This is a genomic window from Corynebacterium amycolatum (assembly GCF_016889425.1).
Taxonomy (GTDB): Bacteria; Actinomycetota; Actinomycetes; order Mycobacteriales; family Mycobacteriaceae; genus Corynebacterium; species Corynebacterium amycolatum.
The window spans coordinates 1,952,324-1,971,459 of sequence record NZ_CP069513.1 but is presented as its reverse complement, the minus strand read 5'-3'; the positions used below and the strand labels follow the sequence as shown (position 1 = coordinate 1,971,459).

The following is a 19,136-nucleotide window of genomic DNA, read 5'->3' as shown; positions in this document are numbered from 1 at the left end:
CCACCCTACTGGGTGAAGCTGCGGGAATAGCGTAGGAAGATGTGTGAGTCGGAACGTAGGATACCCCGCACTTCAAAAGCCTGCGGGTTCGTCGAGTTCGATTCCTCTTCAGGGTCGTTCTCGCCGAAAGTCAGGGGACCGTTACCCACCCACGTCGGCGACAACGTCAGGAACACTTCGTCAACGCACCCTTGCTGCAACGCCTCTCGATACATCGTCGGACCACCCTCTACGACAATGTCGCGGTAGCCGTGCTCGGCCAGCCACGTTATCGCCGCACCTACTGAGGGGTTAGGGAGCTTAACGACGAGCGCCCCGGCTGACTCTATCTTTTTAACTTTGTTCTCGTGCGCGGCTGTTTCCTCTTCGCTATTAAAAGTGTCCTCAGTAGGGGTGAAGATTATCGGAGGATTCGCTTCTGCGTTTGTAAAAAAGTCGGACTCTACGTCCAAGTCCAAGGAACGCGAGAGCGTGGACATTGCCACATGCTCAGAGCGACCAAGCTTTTGACGAACGGCCTCTAGGTGCTCCGGTATCTCAACTGGGCCGTAGTCTTCTGCGACAATGGTGCCCGTGCCGACGAAAACGACGTCGGCAAGCGCACGAAGCGTGTTGAAAATTGTGGCGTCGGTGTCATTGCCAAGCTGTCCTGAGGTGCCTTCGATGGCGCCACGTCCGTCCATACTGGTGACGGCGATGGCGGTGACTGTGGGAGTGGCGGGGAGCTCCGGCGCTGAAGCAGGTGTCGTTTGTGCTGGTCGGGAAAGAAAGTGAAGAAGTTCATCGGTAGATGGGTTTGCGGATGTGAGTGTAGCCATACCGCTGAGGTTAAGCTCACGATTGCAAAGTAGGCAAGGCCTGGCTTATAAGGGCAGCGCCATAATCGTTGTTGTTTACGAGGGTTTTGCCTATAGTGGAGGTATGCGACTCACAGATACCCTTGAAAAGGCATTCAACGACCAGATCACTATGGAGCTCACCGCTTCGCACGTCTACCGTCAGCTCGCTATCGAGCTGGACCTGCTGGACCTTTCTGGTATGGCAGAGTGGATGCGTGCACAGGCGGAGGAAGAAATCGATCACGCCAACCAGTTCATTAACCACCTTGACGCTCGCGACAATCGCCCGCAGATCGGCGCCGTCGAGGCGCCGGAGGTGAAGGTCACATCCGCTATCGATGCATTCCGCATTGCGCTCGAGCACGAGGAGAAGGTTTCGGCATCTATCCGTAACCTGCGCAACCTTGCTGACAGCGAAGGTGACATCGACTCTCGTCCGCTGCTGGATAGCTTCGTAGTTGAGCAGATTGAGGAAGAGGACACCGTCCGCGGCATCATCGGTCGCCTGGAGATTCTGGGTGACGATGGCGCTGGCCTGCTGCGCCTGGACAAGGAGCTCGGCGCTCGCGACGCAGCGTAACCTCGAGTTCAGTTCACAAATTTGATAGAAAAGACCGCTTCAGGGCTAAGTGCCTGGGGCGGTCATTTCTATTCAGCTGGAGCCTCAATCGATGAGTCAAACCTAAATTCGTGGAGCTGCCATGGGCTGATCATTCATAGTCCTAAGCGAGTGAGCTGCTCAGCAAAGCCCGCCGAATTGGAAAACTTGGCAGCCGAGACGCCCGGTGAAAGACATGTCTTGCTACTTAACACGGGGGGGGGGGTAAGGCTCAATGAAATTGGTTGCTTGACTGAGGTTAAACGAAAACTCCCTCCCGGATACCCGGGAGGGAGTTAGTCTGAGCGGATGACGGGACTCGAACCCGCGACCCTAACCTTGGCAAGGTTATGCGCTACCAGCTGCGCTACATCCGCAAATACGTTCGCCCATAAGGGCTTACGTGGTGCGCGATACTAGGATTGAACTAGTGACCTCTTCCGTGTCAGGGAAGCGCTCTCCCACTGAGCTAATCGCGCTGGGTTAAAAGCTATATAAAAGCTTTCATGCGCAACCCCCTTCTGAGAGAAGGGGGCTTTGCACTGAGCGGATGACGGGACTCGAACCCGCGACCCTAACCTTGGCAAGGTTATGCGCTACCAGCTGCGCTACATCCGCAAATACGTTCGCCCATAAGGGCTTACGTGGTGCGCGATACTAGGATTGAACTAGTGACCTCTTCCGTGTCAGGGAAGCGCTCTCCCACTGAGCTAATCGCGCAATACATCGAAACCGGTAAGGAATCTCTGCTGAGGTGGAAACGGGAATCGAACCCGTGTACACGGCTTTGCAGGCCGTTGCCTCGCCACTCGGCCATTCCACCGTGAGGCTGCCGCCTCAGTGGTTGCCTCGAAGTTATACCACAGGGCCTAACTTCTTGAGAAACCAGAGCGGATGACGGGACTCGAACCCGCGACCCTAACCTTGGCAAGGTTATGCGCTACCAGCTGCGCTACATCCGCATCGCGTTGCAAGGAGGGCGAAAAGAAAATCTCAATTGCTCCCTTGCGGTGCGAAAGATACTTTAGCGTGATTGTGCGATTGATTACAAATTACCAGGTGAACATCTGTATTGTCCCTGTGGGCGTAGGGCTAAAGACCAATCTTTGATGCCTCTGAATCGCAACAATGTCATTTATTCGCTTTCGCGGGTTTGTTACTGGGCGCCTATCGAGTCGCTATCGTCATGGAGTTCCATCGATGCGGTAAAAAATCTTCGAACTGCGCAATCGCAAACGCAACGCAACTCAATTAGGGAAATCTCCAAAACGCGTGCTAACTTATTCCGCAGAGCAGCAAAGGCTTAGTGCTTTTCTGTTCCAGTCCCATAGCTCAGTGGAAGAGCGTTCCGTTCACACCGGAAAGGTCGCTGGTTCGAACCCAGTTGGGACTACCATTTAAAACCCCGGTCGACGCATCGTATAAAAACGGCGCGGCCGGGGTTTTGCTGTGTGACCTGAACTATATTCGTCTCTCTCGGGAACTTTTCTGGGCTACCATCCGACAATAGGTACAGGGGCAGCGGTCATACTACTGCTGTTCTTCTCGAACTGTCCCGCTTAAAGGAGTTGAACTGTTCTAGTGAGTCCCCGGGTCGCTTCAGGCGAAACGTTTCGGTTCTCAAAGTCGGGTTTCCGACGTGCGGTAGCCGCCGCTGCGGCGCTTGCGGTCTTTGCCGGCGCGTCCGTTATCAATGCAGTCCCTGCGAGTGCTCATGATTCCGTCCTGTCATCGAATCCAGGCGACAAGCAGGTTCTCGATGAATTTCCGCACCACGTTTCTCTCAAGTTCTCCGGCAACCCCAAGAACAACTTCAACACCGTTGCAATTAGTGATGCAGATGCCAAGGAAGTCCTGTACTCCCACGAGCCAGAAGTAGTGGGTAATGAGGTCTCTTTGGATATTCCTGAGGAGATTAATCCAGGGCCTGGCAACTACATTATTGGTTTCCAGATTACCTCCTCTGATGGTCACTCCACCCGAGGAAAGACCTCTTTCTCAGTGGCTGATCCGGATGCTGCTGGCGCAGCCGAAGCTGGGGCAGAATCTCGTCAAACCGGTGCACACGCCGAGGAAACGAAGTCAATACCGCTATGGGCTTATGGCCTCGGTGGTGGACTTATCGTCATCATCGCCGCTGTCGTCACCGTTATTAATCGAAAGGCAAAATAGGCACATGAAACTCAATCGCACTGCAACTGCACTGATTGCTGGTTCCGCAGCTCTGACCCTTGCTCTAGCAGGTTGCTCATCCGACGATAACACTGCTGCTGAGGTGACTGAGTCCGCAACCTCCGCTGCGACCGAGGCTACTTCTGAGATGGAGAAGAGCGATGCTGCTGTACAGCTGGCCGATGCCTACATCAAGGAAAAGCCGGCTGACAAGGGCATGACCGCCATCTTCGGTACGCTGACCAACAACACCGATAAGGACATCAAGGTTTCCTCCTTCAAGCTTGAGGGGCTGAAGGAGGGCACGAAGTTCGAGCAGCACGACACCAAGGACGGCAAGATGTTCGAGGTGCCGGAAGGTCTGACGATTCCGGCTAATGGCGAACTCGTTCTCGAACCGGGTAGCACTCACTTCATGATCATGGACAATGATGAAGCTATGGATGTGGGAGCTGAGTACAAGCTCGTCATTGAGCTTTCCGACGGCTCTAGCATCACCCAGGACGTTGAGGTTCGTGTCCAGCCGGCGGGCGAAGAGGACTACGGTAATGACGGTGACCTGAACAACCCAGAGCATATGGGCGGCGGTGAGATGGATCACTCGCACCATTAATTCTTGTGACAAGTTGGTCAAGCAATGGCTCGTCGTAAAGCGGGCGTGAGCTCAGGTACGTCGAGGAATTGATTAACTGGATCTAATGGTGGCAGAAGCGCTGGAGTTGGCAGGTTATTGCGGCATATGCATCGAACTCCGGCGCCTTTCTTTTTCCGAAAAAGGTTTTCGATACGGTCGAATTGGATAGGCCAGTGGTTGTGTTGAAGCCATTGAAAAATCGTTGGATTCCCAGCCACCTTATGTGCTCCAGTTTGAAGTAATCAGAAAGGTAAGAGTGCACAACATGTCCGAAGGCTTTTCTAGAAGGCGTTTTCTTGGCGGGCTCGGCACCGCCGCAGGAGCTTCAGCGCTCGCCCTGGGGGTGCCGGAAGCCCAGGCGATTGGGTTGGAACGTCCACAGGAAGAGCCGCCGAAACCGCCTTTGCAGACAGCAACCGTACCTTTTGATGGGGCTCATCAGGCGGGGATTGCGACGCCCGCACAGGCGAATCTATGGCTAATAGCCTTCAACGTAAAGAAGGGGGTTAATCGCAATCGTCTCCAAAACCTCATGCGTGCCTGGACCGATGACGCTCGCCGAATGACAGCTGGCAAGGCTACTCGAACGGACTTGGAGCCTGAGCTCATGGGGAGTCCGGCCAATCTGACTATCACAGTTGGATATGGGGAAAACTTCTTCACAATCATCGATAGGGAAGACCAGAAGCCCGAGTGGCTGGAGGATCTGCCAAAGTACGTTAACGATGAGCTCCGCCCGGAGTGGAACGGTGGAGACCTGTGCCTGCAGATTTGTGCGGATGACCCGGTAATGGTCTCCCACGCGGCCCGAATGATGATCCGAAATTCGGGCTCTTATTTGGACGTCCATTGGGTGCAAGCTGGCTTCCAGCACGCCAATGGTTCTAGGCAGGAAGGCGAGACCCCGCGCAATCTCTTCGGTCAGAAGGACGGTACGGTCAACCCGCGCACTCGTGAAGAATTCGACAAGCAAGTGTGGATTGACAGTGGCCCGGATTGGTTGCGGGGCGGTACAGCGATGGTTGTCCGCCGTATCGAAATGGATATTCCAGGCTGGGATGTCTTGGACCGCGAAAGCCGCACTGTTATTACCGGCCGAGATATCGGCACCGGTGCGCCAATTGGAGGTAAGGACGAGTTTGAGACCGTCGACCTGGCGAAGACTGATGAATATGGTCTGCCTCTGACGGATCCGAACAGCCATGTTGCACTGTCCATGCCTCCGAAGGAGAAACCTAATCAGCGGATTCTGCGACGGGTCTACAACTATGACCTGCCACCGGAACCGAATGGTCGATTCGAGACCAACACCGGCCTGGTATTCATTTGTTTCCAGAAGGACCCGTTGGAGCAGTTCAATCCGATTCAGGAGCGGCTGTCCAAGAACGACCGTCTCAATCAGTGGATTTTCCACATTGGATCCGCCGTGTTTGTTATGCCGCGAGGAACTTCTGAGGAGGAGTACTGGGCGCAGGACCTTTTCGAGGCCTGAGTTTTGACCGTGCGGTAAAGTGTGTGAACGACTGACGAAGGTCACCAGGTATGTGATTTTCGAAGACACTTTGAAAAGGAGTACACGCACGCCGTGTCAGAAGAATTTGCAACCCCAGCACCGTTTTCCGTGCCCGTAGGAGTTTCTGCGGGCGAGGCGATGAGAGACCTGGGTTTCCCGAACAAGGGCGTTGACGCCATCGTTTGTGTCCGCGATCCTGAAGGCAATTTGAAGGATCTGTCCTTTAAGCCAGAAGTGGAAACCGTCTTCGAGCCCGTTCCGGCGAATACTCCGGACGGTCGTGATGTCATTCGCCACTCTGCGACTCACGTGATGGCTCAGGCCGTGCAGTTGGAGTTCCCTGGGACGAAGCTGGGCATCGGCCCTGCCATCGACAATGGTTTCTACTACGACTTCCGTGTCGATGAGCCTTTCTCGCCGGAGGATCTCAAGCGCATCGAAAAGCGTATGAAGAAGATCATCAAGTCTGGTCAGCGGTTCGAACGCTTCGCGTTCGAGTCTGCTGATGAGGCGCAGGAAGCGCTTGCCGACGAGCCGTATAAGCTCGAGCTGATTGTTGAAAAGTCGGCCGGCAAGGTGTCCGAAGATGATGAGGCCAATGTCGACGTCGGTGGTGCAGGCACGACCTTGACCGGATACCGCAACGTCAATCCGCGTACCGGTGAGACCGAGTGGTTTGATCTTTGCCGCGGCCCGCACGTACCGACCACCCGCTACATCCCTGCTTTTAAGATCACGCGTTCTTCCGCTGCGTACTGGCGTGGTGACCAGTCTCGCGATAACCTGCAGCGTGTTTACGGCACTGCGTGGGAGTCCAAGGAAGCGCTAGATGAGTACCTTGACCGCATGCTCGAGGCTGAGAAGCGCGATCACCGCCGCTTGGGCTCTGAGCTGGATCTGTTCAGCTTCCCAGATGAGATTGGTTCTGGTTTCCCGGTATTCCATGTCAAGGGCGGCATCATCCGCAACGAGATGGAGCAGCATTCCCGTCGCCGTCATATCGAAGCGGGCTATGACTTTGTGAACACCCCGCACGTAACCAAGGGCGACTTGTTCAAGAAGTCCGGTCACCTGGACTTCTACGCGGATGGCATGTTCCCGCCGATGCAGCTCGACGGCGAATATGACGAACACGGCAACTGCACCAAGGCTCCGCAGGACTACTACGTCAAGCCGATGAACTGCCCGATGCATAATCTCATTTTTGCATCGCGTGGTCGCAGCTACCGTGAACTTCCGATTCGTATGTTCGAGTTCGGCACCGTCTACCGCTACGAGAAATCGGGTGTTATCCACGGTCTGACCCGAGCCCGTGGCTTTACGCAGGACGACGCCCACATCTACTGCACCGAGGATCAGCTGGAAGAAGAGCTCACTAGTGTCCTCGACTTCATCATTTCGCTTCTTCGTGACTACGGCCTGGATGACTTCTACCTGGAACTGTCTACGAAGGACGAAAAGAAGTTCGTCGGCTCGGATGAAATTTGGGAGAAGTCCACGGCAATTCTCCAGCGCGTTGCCGATGCTTCTGGCCTCGAGCTCGTTCCTGATCCGGGCGGAGCCGCTTTCTATGGCCCGAAGATTTCCGTCCAAGCCCGCGATGCCATCGGCCGCACCTGGCAGATGTCGACCGTTCAGCTCGACTTCAACCTGCCGGAGCGCTTCGAGCTCGAGTACACCGCACCTGACGGCACCAAGAAGCGCCCGATTATGATCCACCGTGCGCTGTTCGGCTCCATCGAACGTTTCTTTGGCGTCCTATTGGAGCACTACGCGGGTGCTTTCCCCGCCTGGCTGGCGCCGGAACAGGTTGTTGGTATCCCGGTTGCGGATGACTGTATCCCGCACCTGGAGGACTTTGCTGCACAGCTGAAGTCTCGTGGCATCCGCGTCCACGTGGATACGTCGGATGACCGCATGCAGAAGAAGATACGCAACCACACCCAGGCCAAGGTTCCGTTCATGATTCTGGCTGGTGCCCGCGACATTGAGGCAGGTGCCGTCAGCTTCCGGTTCCTCGATGGCACCCAGATTAACGGGGTGGCAGTTGAGAAGGCTGTGGACATCATCTGTGATTGGGTTGCTTCGCGGAATAACGAACAGCCGAACAAGGAGAATGTCTCTGCTCTCTAGAGGTCGCTAACGCTCTCTTATTCGACCGCGTTGTTTTAACTGGTGAACCACGCGTGGTAATCCAAAGAAGTTGACCGCGAGGTCGTAAACTACAGCAGAGAAACATATGTGGTCGGGGCTCGAATGGGGCCCGGTTACGCAACGAAGGGGATGGCAGTGAATCAGTCGGGAAGTGAAGAGTTGCCTCCGCAGCAGCAGGGCAATGCCGGCCAGCAGGAATCGTCTGATGGCGTATACGTCGACAGCGGTTACGGCGAACCGGATCGGCTCACGCGCTTATGGGCACCGTACCGGCTGGACTACATCGTCAAGCGTGGTGTGCATAACTCCAAGCCATCCCGTAACCCCTTCGTTGATTTGCCGAAGCAAAGCGATGAGGAAGCACTCATTATCGCTCGCGGCGAGTGGGTGTACGCCGTTCTGAATCTGTTCCCGTACAACCCAGGGCACCTCATGGTGGTTCCATATCGCGAAGTCGCCAACCTTGAGGACTTGACCGACGAAGAAACGGCCGAGATGATGCGGTTTGCCAAGCATGCGGTTCGTACTCTCAAATCGGTTTCGCGTCCGCACGCCGTCAACGTAGGTTTCAACTTGGGCAAGGCCTCCGGCGGTTCGGTTGCTGACCACCTGCACATGCACGTTGTGCCGCGCTGGTCCGGCGACAGCAATTTCATGACCGTGATCGACGGCACCAAGGTGCTACCGCAGGCGCTTCGTCAGACGCGCGAATTGCTTGCCGACGGCTGGCGTGCCCTCAATCAGGAGGATGGGGCAGCATGCTGAGTGTCCGTGGCAGGGCTCCAATCCGCCCAGTAGTTGAACCGGTAGCCGCTGCACTTTTGCGGGTCGGGATTAGCCCGAACACGGTCACCCTGGTGGGAACTGCAGTTTCCGTTCTGCTTGCGGTAATCCTGATTCCTACCAACCATCTTTTTGCAGCTGCGGTTTCAATCGCTATTTTCACAGCTTTTGACCTGCTCGATGGCACGATGGCCAGACTTCGAGGGCAGGGAACGAAATACGGAGCGACGCTGGATGCTTCCTGTGACCGCATTACTGATGCTGCACTGTTCGGGGCGATAGCGTATTGGGTGGTGTATCACCATGACGCGGATCCAGTGCTGCTTATTCTGACACTGATTACCATGGGGTCTTCCCAGGTCATTTCCTACGTTAAGGCTCGGGCAGAGGCCAGCGCCCTTAAGGTCAACGGTGGTCTCGTCGAACGTGCGGAGCGCCTGATTATCGGTCTAATCGGCATTGGGCTCCAGGGGCTTGGCGTGGACTATGTCCTCTACGTCGCGATGTGGCTCCTGGCGATTGGGTCGGTATTCACCGTCGTCCAGCGCTTGTACATGGTGGCTAAGCAGCCAGGAGCGTTGGATCCCATCGCCCCGCCAGAAGGCGCAGCTGATAGTTCATCTATTAACCCTGACTCTGCTCCGAAGTCCACGGGTTCGGCTGATTCCTACAACTAAAGGAGGATACAATGACTAGTTTCTTCCTGCCTCGCTCTAAAAATGATTTCGTTGCGCTCGGCTATATGGCCGGGTGGAAGATTTTTGGTCTGCTGCCGGAACGCGTGGCCTACCGTATCGGCAACATAGCCGCCGATCGTGTAGCAGCAAATCCCGCGACTACCCGCCAGCTTCGCAAGAACTTGGCTCGCGTTATGGGCTGCCCACCTGAGGAAGTGCCGCAAGGTCTTATTCGGGCTTCCATGCGTTCCTATCTACGTTATTGGGTGGAGGCATTCCGGTTGCCCTCCATCGCGTCGCCAGAGTTGGCAGACACAGTCGAGTCCACCAGCGATGGACTCGAACGAGTTGCTGAGGCCCTCGAGGCAGGAGATTCCATCGTCATCCCGCTGCCGCATTCTGGTAACTGGGATATGGCAGGTATGTGGCTCGTTTCCCGGCATGGCCGGTTCAGTACCGTGGCGGAACGGCTGAAGCCAGAAGTGCTTTACGACGCTTTCGTGGAGTACCGCGAATCCCTCGGATTCCGCATTCTCCCGCTTACCGGTGGCAAACCCGCGATGCCGGAACTGCAGAAGCGATTGGAAGACGGTGGCGTTGTGTGCCTGCTGTCTGATCGTGACTTCGGCGGCCACGGGGTCCCGGTCACTTTTTTCGGCGAGCAGACTACCATGCCGGTCGGTGCAGCAAAGCTGGCACTGGACACCGGCGCTCGGCTTATGCCCGCGGGCCTGTCCTACACGCGCGATGGCTGGCGTTTTGTAGCGCATCCATTCGTGCCGACTGAGGGGCGCAATCTAGCTGACATTGTCCAGGACATCGCTACTGTTTTTGAATCTGATATTGCCCAGCATCCAGCGGATTGGCACATGATGCAGCCACTGTGGCCAGCGGATAAGAAGAGGTCAAAGTAGCCGTGCGAATCGGAATGGTGTGCCCGTACTCGTTCGATGTCCCAGGTGGGGTTCAAGCTCACGCGATTGACCTGTGTGAGGAGTTCATCCGTCGCGGCCACGAGGTCAGTCTTATCGGCCCGGCTAGCGTGCAGGCGGACGTTCCGGATTTCGTTGTTCGAGGTGGTGCCGCCATCCCGATTCCGTATAACGGCTCGGTCGCTCGGCTGTCTTTTGGTCCCCGCACGAGCCGTCGAGTCCGCACATGGATTGAGGAAGGTAGCTTTGACATTCTTCATATCCATGAGCCGAATTCGCCCAGTTTTTCAATGTTGTCGTTAGTAAACTCGGTCGGTCCAATTGTCGCGACCTATCACTCTGCGGCGACGGACTCCTTGGCATTGAAGCTGGCCACGCCATTTTTGCGGAAGTACCTTGAACGCATTCGGGGAGGCATCGCTGTCTCGGAAGTGGCACGTCGCTGGCAGGTTGAGCAACTCGGCGGCGACCCGGTACTCATTCCCAATGGTGTCCGTGTTGGAGATTTCGAGTCCTGTCCGGCCGCCTCATCGTTGCCCGAGATCCCGCCGCGGCGTGAGGGGTTCTATCGGCTTGTGTTCCTCGGACGCTTCGACGAATCTCGCAAGGGCTTTGACGTTCTGCTCGACGCGCTGCCAGCAATACGTGCGGAGATTCCACAGCTTGAGGTCTGTGTCGTTGGTGATGGTGATGTCGCGGCAGCTCGTCGTAAAGCGGGCAGAAACGCAGATGTCCTGCATTTCGTCGGCAGACTCTCGGAGGATGCTAAGGCGTCAATACTCGCCGATGCGGATGCGTACATTGCCCCACAGCGTGGTGGGGAGAGTTTCGGCATCGTGCTGGTAGAGGCGATGGCGGCGGGTGCGCCGGTGATCTCCAGCGACATCGATGCGTTCAAACTCGTGCTTGACGACGGCCATTACGGGCTTCACTTTGAAAACGGTAACTCCGTAGACCTTGCGGATGCAGTCGTACGCCTTTTGACGCAGCCAAAGTTGGGGGAGGAGCTTCGCGCACTCGGGCATAAACGGGCTTGGGAATATGACTGGTCGCAGGTCGCCGACGGCGTTCTGCGTGTGTACGATACGGTGCGCATGGATGGCGAAAAGGTCGTCATTGCGCCATAAAGATTTCCGTCGTGGCAGCTGATTAAACGCAGCGGAGTGAAAGTGGGTTTTCGGTGGACGTAACCGTTCCAATCTGGGTCGTTGTCCTGGTCATTGCGCTGATTGTCGTACTCGTTAGCGGTTTGGTGGCTTCATCGACAGCGACGCGTTTGAACCGTATGCACATTCGCACCGACTTGGCGCGTTCCTCACTGGAAGCGGCGTTGGGGCGAAGGGCTGCAGTCGCTCGTGCCGCCTACCCGGAACTCGCCGGCGTAGTGACGAAGGTGGAAGCCACACCACTTCGAGCCAACAACACTGGACAGCGCGCTGACGTGGAAAACGAACTGACTAGGAAAATTGTGGCGCTCTATGAGGAACAGCCTGTGGACCGAACGATGGCAATTGAGCTTTCTGACGCCCACACGCGGCTCGAGCTCGCCCGCCGTTTCTACAATGATGCGGTGACGGATACGAAAGCACTGCGAGCCAGGCCGCTAGTGCGCGCGCTGCGGCTGGCGGGTACTGCACCTGAACCGGAATATTTCGATGTTGCAGATGGACTGACAACAGCTTAATTGTGGGAAATCCCGCCGTTGTGCTGGAAGTTCGCCGTGTTTTCTGACTCAATGAACAGCACTGTCTAGTCCAGGCGTTATAGTGTTAAACGACTACAAACAGTCACATTCACCAGTTGTATTAGGGAAGTAGGGTTCGTTGAGCACGGTTGAGAACAACTCCGGGCAGGGCACTGCACGCGTGAAGCGTGGTTTCGCTGAGATGATGAAGGGCGGCGTCATTATGGACGTCGTTACTCCGGAGCAGGCCAAGATCGCTGAGGATGCCGGCGCAACTGCCGTGATGGCGTTGGAGCGCGTCCCCGCCGATATTCGCGCAGAGGGCGGCGTGTCGCGTATGTCCGACCCGGACATGATCGAGGGCATTATCAATGCCGTCTCCATCCCGGTTATGGCCAAGGCCCGTATCGGCCACTTTGTTGAGGCACAGGTTCTGCAGTCCCTCGGTGTTGACTTCATTGACGAGTCCGAGGTTCTGACCCCGGCCGATTACTCGAACCATATCGACAAGTTCGACTTCACCGTGCCGTTCGTCTGTGGTGCGACCAACCTGGGTGAGGCTCTGCGCCGCATCAACGAGGGCGCTGCCATGATTCGCTCGAAGGGTGAGGCCGGTACCGGTGATGTTTCCAACGCTGTGACTCACATGCGCACCATCCGCGCTGAAATTAACCGTCTGCGTTCTATGGCTCCGGACGAGCTCTACGTTGCCGCCAAGGAGCTGCAGGCACCGTACGAGCTGGTACGCGAGGTCGCTGAGACCGGTAAGCTGCCGGTCGTACTCTTCACCGCAGGTGGCATTGCAACGCCGGCTGACGCTGCAATGATGATGCAGCTCGGTGCTGAGGGTGTCTTTGTTGGCTCCGGTATCTTCAAGTCCGGTGATCCGGAGAAGCGCGCCAAGGCTATAGTCCAGGCAACTCAGCACTACGATGATCCGAAGGTCATCGCTGATGTCTCCCGCGGGCTCGGCGAGGCAATGGTCGGTATCAACGTCGACGAGATTCCGCAGCCGCACCGACTCGCTGAGCGTGGCTGGTAAAAATGGCTAACATCCGCGAGGTATTAGATCTGGAGCAGATTGACCGGGACATTTTCCGTGGCCCAGTCATTAAGTCAATCCTACAGCGCACTTTCGGTGGCCAAGTTGCCGGCCAGTCCCTCGTCGCGGCGACGCGCACGGTGGGTAATACCTTCGCGGTGAACTCCCTCCACGCCTACTTTGTAGGCCCGGGCCGCCCCCATATCCCGACGGTGTACATGGTCAAGCGAATTCGCGATGGCCGGTCTTTCTGCCACCGTTCCGTCGAAGCTGTGCAAGATGGCCGTACGATTTTCGTCATGCAGGTCAGCTTCCACCGTAAGGGGGATGAGGGACTCGAGCACTCTGACGTGATGCGCAAGGTGCCAGATCCTGAAGATGTGGTCACCGACACCTCTGAGATGACGAACACACGTCGTCTACTAATGCGCGAGTGGGCGGACTGGGATATCCGGGTAGTGCCGGATGATCAGTTCGAACACAACAAATACACCCCGTCTCAGCAGCTGGTGTGGTTCCGGTGCAAGGATCGCCTGCCGGATAACGAGACCTTCCACGTCTGCACGCTGGCGTACATGTCGGATATGACTTTGCTGTCATCGGCACTCGTTCCGCATCCAGGCGTTGAGGTCCAGGAAGCCAGCCTCGACCACGCGATGTGGTTTATGCGTCCGTTCCGTGCGGATGAATGGCTGCTCTACGACCAGATTTCACCATCAGCGCATGCGGGTCGCGCACTGACTCACGGTCGCATTTTTAACCAAAAGGGCGAGCTCGTGGCCGTCGTCACGCAGGAAGGGCTGACCCGAAGCCTGGCCCCGGGTGTCGAGCCCGTGCCAGTGGCGACGAACTTCGATGCTCGCAGTGAGAACCTAGATTAATGACACAGGAAACAATCGGTATCCTCGCTCTTCAGGGCAACGTTGCCGAACACGGATATGTCCTTGACCAGCTCGGCGTCCCGCACCGAAAGGTGCGCTTGCCCCGTGACCTGGAGGGACTTAGCGGCTTAATTTTGCCCGGCGGCGAGTCCACGACCATGAGCAAGTTGATGGTCTTCAATGAGCTTGAAGGCCCGCTGCGGGAAGCTCTCCGCGATGGCCTTCCGGCATATGGCACCTGCGCAGGCATGATTTTGCTTGCCGACGAAGTGCTCGATACCCGTCCGGATGCCGTAAACCTGCGAGCGATTGACATCACGGTCCGTCGTAACGCATTTGGCCGTCAGGTGGATTCCTTTGAAACTGACTTGGATATCCCGCAGCTGGCGATTGGTGGTGACCAGTCGTCTGTGCACGCCGCCTTTATTCGCGCCCCATGGGTCGAGCGTGTCGGCGACGACGTTGAGGTGCTAGCGCGGGTGCCAGAATCGGCTGGAGAGACCGCCGGTACAGTGGTCGGAGTACGGCAGGGGGCTGCGATGGCCACCAGCTTTCACCCGGAGTCGACGGGGGAGACTCGGCTCCACGAGTTCTTTTTGCGAGAGCTTGTCGGAATTTAAATCCCCAGTTTGTATAATGAACACCTGACTAATTCCCAGCTATATGGGTATTGACGAGAGGATTGGTAGGAACTAGCACATGTCGGGTCATTCAAAATGGGCAACCACAAAGCACAAGAAAGCTGCTAATGACGCCAAGCGCGCCAAAGAGTGGGCAAAGATGATCAAGAACATCGAGGTCGCGGCTCGTACCGGCGGCGGTGATCCTGCTGGTAACCCCACCCTCGATGACATGATCAAGAAGGCCAAGAAGGCCTCGGTTCCCAACGACAACATTGAGCGTGCCCGCAAGCGTGGTTCCGGCGAGGAGTCCGGCGGTGCTGACTGGGAGACCATTGTCTACGAAGGCTATGCACCTGGTGGCGTCGCTTTGATTGTGGAGTGCCTGACGGATAACCGTAACCGTGCTGCTTCCGATGTGCGCTCGGCGTTCAACAAGAACAACGGCAACATGGCGGACAACGGCGCCGTGGCGTACCTCTTCGAAAAGAAGGGTGTCGTCGAGTTGCCGAAGGGCGAGCTGACCGAGGATGACCTGCTCATGGCGGTTCTCGATGCCGGTGCAGAGGAAGTCAACGACCTGGGTGAAAAGTTCGAGGTTGTCTCCGCCTTTACCGATCTGATGAATGTCCGCACCGCTCTTGTCGATGCCGAAATGGAGTACGACTCCGCAGATCAGGACTACCGCGCTTCTACCACAGTCGCTCTCGATGCTGACGGCGCACGCAAGCTCTTCCGTCTGATTGACGCTCTCGAAGAGTCCGACGACGTGCAGAACGTCTACTCGAACGCCGACATCAGCGACGAGGTCATCGCCGAACTCGACGACTAGGCGTTTTTTGTCGACGGTTCTGCTGACTGGCTTCTCGGCGTTAAAGGGTGCCCGTGGTAGGGCAGTCGGCAACGCTGAATTGCTCGGCGAGCTGGTGTCAACAGGAAGTCCCCATCGGAAAGCAGTCCGATGGGGATTGGTTTTTTTATGGGCGTCCTAGGAGAACCACTGAGTCGGAGGTCCGGCCATCAGCAACAGTGTGAAGACCACCGCGAGAACAATCAAGATGACGAACGCCGAGATAAAGGGGCGACGAATAATCATGGCGAGTGCCCACTCGAATATGCCCTGTGGCTCCTCGGATTCGTCGGTAAAGCGCCAGGGCCGATCCAGAAGGCCTGCCTTCAGGGTGTTTCGTTCAAACGGATAGGTTGCGAATGGAATGATAGAAGAGGCGAGGCCGATGACACCGCGGCCAAAGCTCCACTGCTGGTTGATCCACACCATGATGGTGGTGACTACGTAGCACAGGAACGTAAAGCCGTGGATGGTGCCGAAGATAGTGGTGGCGGCGTCAGTGACTTTGAACAGGTACTTCAGCGCCAGGCCTAAAAGCAGCAGAGCCCACGTGACCATTTCAGCTGCAGCGAGAACGCCGTAGAGCTTCTTCGGTGAATTCATGGTGTTAAACGTATCAGAACCAACGGTTGGTACTCCTTCTAGCTACGATACAAACAGCTGTTCGAAATATGGTATTAGTGGAGGAGTGAATTATCGAGCTGGATCTCTGCGGGTGATGGGCATCGACCCTGGCCTTACTCGTTGTGGTCTCTCCATTGCGGAAGGTACTCAGGGCAGGAAAGTCATTCCCATTGCTGTGGGGGTCGCCCGCACACCAACCACGGCGTCGTTGGAGGATCGTCTTTTACGGCTTTCCAATGCCGTGGAGCAGTGGATGGATGAGTACGAGCCGGACGTGGTTGCGATGGAACGGGTATTCGAACGCGGCAACGTGTCCACCGTGATGCAGACGGCGCACGCGGTTGGTGTCCTTGTCCTCGCTGCGGCGAGACGCGGCTTGGAAGTGCATATGTACACGCCATCGGAGGTAAAGAAGGCGCTCACCGGCAACGGTCGAGCTGATAAGAAGCAGATGACCATGATGGTGACGAGAATCCTTGGGTTGGAAACTCCGCCAAAACCTGCAGATGCAGCGGATGCTTTGGCTATCGCTATCTGCCACTGTTGGCGTGGTCCGGTTCTGCAACGCCAGCGCGACACCTTGGCTGCGCTTGCGAAGCAGCACGAGGAGCGGGAGTTGGAGCTTTCTCGCCGTGAGAATCCCTCGCGGTAGGGGAGCTTGCTAGAGAACACTTGTGAGTTCGGCGTTTATCGCGGTGTCTTCAGGGAAGCCGTAGTGAAAGGAATTGTGAGAAGTGATTGCATCTCTTCGCGGTGAAGTTATCGACCTCGGTGCGGACTATTGCGTTATCGAGTGCGGTGGTGTCGGGCATTTGGTCACCATTACAGGCAGGCTAGCTTCCCAGTTGGTGAGGCATGAGCAGACTTTTATGTTGACCACAATGGCGGTTCGTGAAGACGCGATTACGCTCTTTGGTTTTGCCAATTCACAGGAACGTGAGATGTTTGCGCTCCTGCGCACTGTCTCGACGGTGGGGCCAAAGGTCGCGATGTCTGTTCTTTCGGTACTGTCGCCGGCGGAGATTGCCAATGCGGTCGCCTCAAAGAATGCGAAGGCCTTGCAAGCAGCTAACGGCGTCGGCAAGCGATTGGCGGAGCGCCTGTTGGTTGAATTGAAGGATAAGGTCGAGGTTTTCGCGGACAGGGCGGTATCGCCGCCGGAGGAAGCTGCAAACGGAGCAGCACCTGGCCTTGTTTTGAAGGCAGATCTGGATCAGGTCGTTGGTGCTTTGGTCGGGCTTGGGTTCCCGGAAGTTGACGCGAATGAGGCAGCGGAGACCGTTGTTCGGATTGATCCGACCTTGGATACTTCAATGGCGCTGAAGGCGGCGCTAAAGACATTGGGTGACAAGTAAATCCAGGTCGAGGACCTGCAGCTACATTGATGATGAAAATTGGCAGTGCACTAGGATGAGGGGACTATGAGCGATATCGAGCGCACGGAGTTTAACGTGTCGGGCAATCCCTTCAGGGACTCTTTAGGTGGGGAAGCCAACGACCATTTTGGCGGTGGTGGAAATGGTGTACAACGTGATGTCGATGCCCGCGCTCAGGTCGAGGAAGCCGATGCGGAATCGAACCTGCGACCAAAGTCGTTAGGGGAGTTCATCGGCCAACCCAAGGTCCGCGAACAGCTGGATTTAGTGCTTTCCGGGGCACGGGGGCGAAATGTGACTCCGGACCACATTCTGTTGTCGGGACCTCCCGGGCTGGGTAAGACCACCATGGCCATGATTATTGCGCAGGAGATGGGGAGCTCCCTGCGAATGACCTCCGGTCCGGCGCTTATTCGCGCTGGCGATTTGGCAGCAATGCTGTCGAACCTGCTCGAGGGTGATGTCCTGTTTATCGATGAGATTCACCGCATTGCCAGGCCAGTGGAAGAAATGCTGTACATGGCAATGGAAGATTTCCGTATTGATGTCATCGTAGGCAAAGGGCCTGGAGCTACGTCGATTCCACTCGAGATTCCACCATTCACGTTGGTCGGTGCGACGACGCGCTCGGGTATGCTGACTGGCCCACTGCGTGACCGCTTTGGTTTTACCGCGCAGATGGAGTTCTATGAGGTCGAAGATCTGACAAAGGTGGTTACCCGTGCCGCTGGGATCCTCGGGGTAGACATCAGCCCGGAGGCTGCAGTGGAGATTGCGTCGCGTTCGCGCGGTACACCGCGAATTGCCAACCGCCTGCTGCGTCGCGTCCGCGATTTCGCCGATGTCCACTCCGGTGGCGTTATTGATCTTGGTGCGGCCAAGGCGGCATTGATTGTCTTCGATGTCGATGAGCTGGGGCTCGACCGTCTGGATCGGGCAGTGCTGACGGCCCTGGTCAAGGGGCACGGTGGCGGCCCTGTGGGCGTGAATTCCCTGGCGTTGGCAGTGGGTGAGGAGCCCTCGACTGTGGAAGAAGTGTGCGAGCCCTACCTGGTCCGTGCCGGGATGATTGCACGTACATCGCGCGGACGCGTGGCAACTGCCCGAGCATGGCGGCACTTGGGGCTGCAGCCCCCGGAGGGAACTATCGGAGAATAGCTTTCTCATCGACCCGCCCGGGTCAGTGTGGAATTGCTAGCTGGCAATTCGTTAAACTCGGCAGACATGAATCAAACTATTCTCCTCCTACTTATTTTCTTGTTCCTGGCGCTGCCAATTTGGCAGATCATCAAGCAGAACAAGCAGGTGCGCACCATCCGGGACATGCAGGATAAGTTGGCCCCGGGCGCGGAGGTCATCACCGGTTCCGGTATGCATGGTGTGGTCGTTGATGCGACCGAAACAACCGTCGACCTAATCATCGCTGACGGCATCGTGACCCGTTGGGAAAAGGGTGCCATTGCCCGCAACCTCACCACCGGTACCGGAGCTAGCTACGCTCACCGTGATCGACGTGGCCGTGTTTCCGATGCGCCAGATGACCACGTCGGCGATGTTCAAGAAATCACCGGCCACGGCCCGGCTGACAATAAAGCTTCGGACATCAATGAGCAGGTCGAGAACCCGAATACCCCGAGTAATCCGGATACCTCGGATCCAGACGGATCCACTTCCACCGAGAAGCAGTAGCAGTTTTCGTACGCCCACGCCCTGCCGGTTTGCATGCATCCAAGCTGTAGCGTGCGCCGTGGGGCTAC

20 protein-coding genes and 7 tRNA genes are annotated in these 19,136 nt (G+C 56.6%); 19 read left to right on the top strand and 8 right to left on the bottom strand.

Annotated elements, in window-relative coordinates; all coding sequences use genetic code 11:
* Positions 1–5 precede the first annotated feature (5 nt).
* Positions 6–818 carry a dihydrofolate reductase family protein gene (locus I6J19_RS08645; protein WP_038628857.1) on the bottom strand — a complete coding sequence of 271 codons (813 nt, stop codon included), beginning with the start codon at positions 816–818 and terminating at the stop codon, positions 6–8.
* Positions 819–921: 103 nt separating this feature from the next.
* Here I6J19_RS08645 and I6J19_RS08640 point away from each other — a divergent pair, with 103 nt between their 5' ends.
* Complete coding sequence (locus I6J19_RS08640) at positions 922–1,419, top strand: ferritin (protein ID WP_016422668.1); 498 nt, start codon at positions 922–924, stop codon at positions 1,417–1,419.
* Between the two features lie 322 nt (positions 1,420–1,741).
* Here I6J19_RS08640 and I6J19_RS08635 read toward each other — a convergent pair.
* From I6J19_RS08635 to I6J19_RS08610, 6 genes are all read right to left on the bottom strand, one after another.
* Positions 1,742–1,814, bottom strand: a tRNA-Gly gene (locus I6J19_RS08635).
* A gap of 27 nt (positions 1,815–1,841) precedes the next feature.
* A tRNA-Val gene (locus I6J19_RS08630) sits at positions 1,842–1,916 on the bottom strand.
* Positions 1,917–1,982: 66 nt separating this feature from the next.
* Positions 1,983–2,055: transfer RNA gene (locus I6J19_RS08625), tRNA-Gly, on the bottom strand.
* 27 nt (positions 2,056–2,082) lie between these two features.
* Positions 2,083–2,157: transfer RNA gene (locus I6J19_RS08620), tRNA-Val, on the bottom strand.
* Positions 2,158–2,189: 32 nt separating this feature from the next.
* Positions 2,190–2,260, bottom strand: a tRNA-Cys gene (locus I6J19_RS08615).
* A gap of 66 nt (positions 2,261–2,326) precedes the next feature.
* A tRNA-Gly gene (locus I6J19_RS08610) sits at positions 2,327–2,399 on the bottom strand.
* Between the two features lie 359 nt (positions 2,400–2,758).
* Between I6J19_RS08610 and I6J19_RS08605 the strand changes: the two genes are divergently transcribed.
* From I6J19_RS08605 to I6J19_RS08540, 14 genes are all read left to right on the top strand, one after another.
* Positions 2,759–2,833, top strand: a tRNA-Val gene (locus tag I6J19_RS08605).
* Between the two features lie 185 nt (positions 2,834–3,018).
* Complete coding sequence (locus I6J19_RS08600) at positions 3,019–3,609, top strand: copper resistance CopC family protein (RefSeq protein WP_016422669.1); 591 nt, start codon at positions 3,019–3,021, stop codon at positions 3,607–3,609.
* A gap of 4 nt (positions 3,610–3,613) precedes the next feature.
* A complete protein-coding gene (locus I6J19_RS08595; RefSeq protein ID WP_016422670.1) occupies positions 3,614–4,222 on the top strand; it encodes a copper chaperone PCu(A)C in 609 nt (202 codons plus the stop codon).
* Positions 4,223–4,508: 286 nt separating this feature from the next.
* Positions 4,509–5,735 (top strand): Dyp-type peroxidase, encoded by a 1,227-nt coding sequence (locus I6J19_RS08590; RefSeq protein ID WP_038628860.1) that lies wholly within the window; start codon positions 4,509–4,511, stop codon positions 5,733–5,735.
* Positions 5,736–5,894: 159 nt separating this feature from the next.
* Positions 5,895–7,889 (top strand): threonine--tRNA ligase, encoded by a 1,995-nt coding sequence (gene thrS / locus I6J19_RS08585; RefSeq protein ID WP_222867254.1) that lies wholly within the window; start codon positions 5,895–5,897, stop codon positions 7,887–7,889.
* A 150-nt stretch (positions 7,890–8,039) separates the two neighbouring features.
* A complete protein-coding gene (locus I6J19_RS08580) occupies positions 8,040–8,675 on the top strand; it encodes an ATP adenylyltransferase (protein WP_042388668.1) in 636 nt (211 codons plus the stop codon).
* Entirely contained in the window at positions 8,669–9,370 is a 702-nt protein-coding gene (gene pgsA, locus I6J19_RS08575) for a phosphatidylinositol phosphate synthase (RefSeq protein WP_016422674.1), read from the top strand. Before I6J19_RS08580 ends, pgsA begins: the two co-directional genes overlap by 7 nt.
* An 11-nt stretch (positions 9,371–9,381) precedes the next feature.
* On the top strand, positions 9,382–10,284 hold the full coding sequence (locus I6J19_RS08570) for a phosphatidylinositol mannoside acyltransferase (protein WP_070432220.1): 903 nt from the start codon (positions 9,382–9,384) through the stop codon (positions 10,282–10,284).
* Positions 10,285–10,286: 2 nt separating this feature from the next.
* Positions 10,287–11,429 (top strand): glycosyltransferase family 4 protein, encoded by a 1,143-nt coding sequence (locus I6J19_RS08565; RefSeq protein ID WP_038628866.1) that lies wholly within the window; start codon positions 10,287–10,289, stop codon positions 11,427–11,429.
* Positions 11,430–11,482: 53 nt separating this feature from the next.
* Positions 11,483–11,986: a hypothetical protein gene (locus I6J19_RS08560; protein ID WP_016422677.1), complete on the top strand. Its 504-nt coding sequence runs from the start codon at positions 11,483–11,485 to the stop codon at positions 11,984–11,986.
* Between the two features lie 202 nt (positions 11,987–12,188).
* On the top strand, positions 12,189–13,028 hold the full coding sequence (gene pdxS / locus I6J19_RS08555; RefSeq protein ID WP_231367223.1) for a pyridoxal 5'-phosphate synthase lyase subunit PdxS: 840 nt from the start codon (positions 12,189–12,191) through the stop codon (positions 13,026–13,028).
* A gap of 2 nt (positions 13,029–13,030) precedes the next feature.
* Positions 13,031–13,909, top strand: coding sequence for an acyl-CoA thioesterase (locus I6J19_RS08550; protein ID WP_016422678.1), 879 nt, complete (start codon positions 13,031–13,033; stop codon positions 13,907–13,909).
* Entirely contained in the window at positions 13,909–14,529 is a 621-nt protein-coding gene (pdxT, locus tag I6J19_RS08545) for a pyridoxal 5'-phosphate synthase glutaminase subunit PdxT (protein ID WP_016422679.1), read from the top strand. Before I6J19_RS08550 ends, pdxT begins: the two co-directional genes overlap by 1 nt.
* A gap of 79 nt (positions 14,530–14,608) precedes the next feature.
* A complete protein-coding gene (locus I6J19_RS08540) occupies positions 14,609–15,361 on the top strand; it encodes a YebC/PmpR family DNA-binding transcriptional regulator (RefSeq protein ID WP_005511479.1) in 753 nt (250 codons plus the stop codon).
* Between the two features lie 156 nt (positions 15,362–15,517).
* On the opposite strand, the gene I6J19_RS08535 is transcribed toward I6J19_RS08540, so the two are convergent.
* Positions 15,518–15,982, bottom strand: coding sequence for a DUF3817 domain-containing protein (locus I6J19_RS08535; RefSeq protein WP_038628868.1), 465 nt, complete (start codon positions 15,980–15,982; stop codon positions 15,518–15,520).
* A 115-nt stretch (positions 15,983–16,097) separates the two neighbouring features.
* Here I6J19_RS08535 and ruvC point away from each other — a divergent pair, with 115 nt between their 5' ends.
* The 4 genes from ruvC (at position 16,098) to yajC (ending at position 19,068) form a co-directional block, all read left to right on the top strand.
* Entirely contained in the window at positions 16,098–16,655 is a 558-nt protein-coding gene (gene ruvC / locus I6J19_RS08530) for a crossover junction endodeoxyribonuclease RuvC (protein ID WP_016422681.1), read from the top strand.
* 82 nt (positions 16,656–16,737) lie between these two features.
* Positions 16,738–17,358, top strand: a complete 621-nt coding sequence (gene ruvA, locus I6J19_RS08525) for a Holliday junction branch migration protein RuvA (protein ID WP_038628870.1) — start codon at positions 16,738–16,740, stop codon at positions 17,356–17,358.
* Positions 17,359–17,424: 66 nt separating this feature from the next.
* A complete protein-coding gene (ruvB, locus tag I6J19_RS08520; RefSeq protein WP_016422683.1) occupies positions 17,425–18,537 on the top strand; it encodes a Holliday junction branch migration DNA helicase RuvB in 1,113 nt (370 codons plus the stop codon).
* A gap of 66 nt (positions 18,538–18,603) precedes the next feature.
* Positions 18,604–19,068, top strand: coding sequence for a preprotein translocase subunit YajC (gene yajC, locus I6J19_RS08515; protein WP_038628871.1), 465 nt, complete (start codon positions 18,604–18,606; stop codon positions 19,066–19,068).
* The last annotated feature ends 68 nt before the right edge of the window (positions 19,069–19,136 follow it).

Bases quoted from the DNA above. Each gene is read 5' to 3' on its own strand.
- I6J19_RS08645 (WP_038628857.1), bottom strand. From the start codon at position 818: ATGGCTACACTCACATCCGCAAACCCATCTACCGATGAACTTCTTCAC.
- I6J19_RS08640 (WP_016422668.1), top strand. From the start codon at position 922: ATGCGACTCACAGATACCCTTGAAAAGGCATTCAACGACCAGATCACT.
- I6J19_RS08595 (WP_016422670.1), top strand. From the start codon at position 3,614: ATGAAACTCAATCGCACTGCAACTGCACTGATTGCTGGTTCCGCAGCT.
- I6J19_RS08590 (WP_038628860.1), top strand. From the start codon at position 4,509: ATGTCCGAAGGCTTTTCTAGAAGGCGTTTTCTTGGCGGGCTCGGCACC.
- thrS (WP_222867254.1), top strand. From the start codon at position 5,895: ATGAGAGACCTGGGTTTCCCGAACAAGGGCGTTGACGCCATCGTTTGT.
- I6J19_RS08580 (WP_042388668.1), top strand. From the start codon at position 8,040: ATGGCAGTGAATCAGTCGGGAAGTGAAGAGTTGCCTCCGCAGCAGCAG.
- pgsA (WP_016422674.1), top strand. From the start codon at position 8,669: ATGCTGAGTGTCCGTGGCAGGGCTCCAATCCGCCCAGTAGTTGAACCG.
- I6J19_RS08570 (WP_070432220.1), top strand. From the start codon at position 9,382: ATGACTAGTTTCTTCCTGCCTCGCTCTAAAAATGATTTCGTTGCGCTC.
- pdxS (WP_231367223.1), top strand. From the start codon at position 12,189: ATGATGAAGGGCGGCGTCATTATGGACGTCGTTACTCCGGAGCAGGCC.
- I6J19_RS08550 (WP_016422678.1), top strand. From the start codon at position 13,031: ATGGCTAACATCCGCGAGGTATTAGATCTGGAGCAGATTGACCGGGAC.
- pdxT (WP_016422679.1), top strand. From the start codon at position 13,909: ATGACACAGGAAACAATCGGTATCCTCGCTCTTCAGGGCAACGTTGCC.
- I6J19_RS08540 (WP_005511479.1), top strand. From the start codon at position 14,609: ATGTCGGGTCATTCAAAATGGGCAACCACAAAGCACAAGAAAGCTGCT.
- I6J19_RS08535 (WP_038628868.1), bottom strand. From the start codon at position 15,982: ATGAATTCACCGAAGAAGCTCTACGGCGTTCTCGCTGCAGCTGAAATG.
- ruvC (WP_016422681.1), top strand. From the start codon at position 16,098: ATGGGCATCGACCCTGGCCTTACTCGTTGTGGTCTCTCCATTGCGGAA.
- ruvB (WP_016422683.1), top strand. From the start codon at position 17,425: ATGAGCGATATCGAGCGCACGGAGTTTAACGTGTCGGGCAATCCCTTC.
- yajC (WP_038628871.1), top strand. From the start codon at position 18,604: ATGAATCAAACTATTCTCCTCCTACTTATTTTCTTGTTCCTGGCGCTG.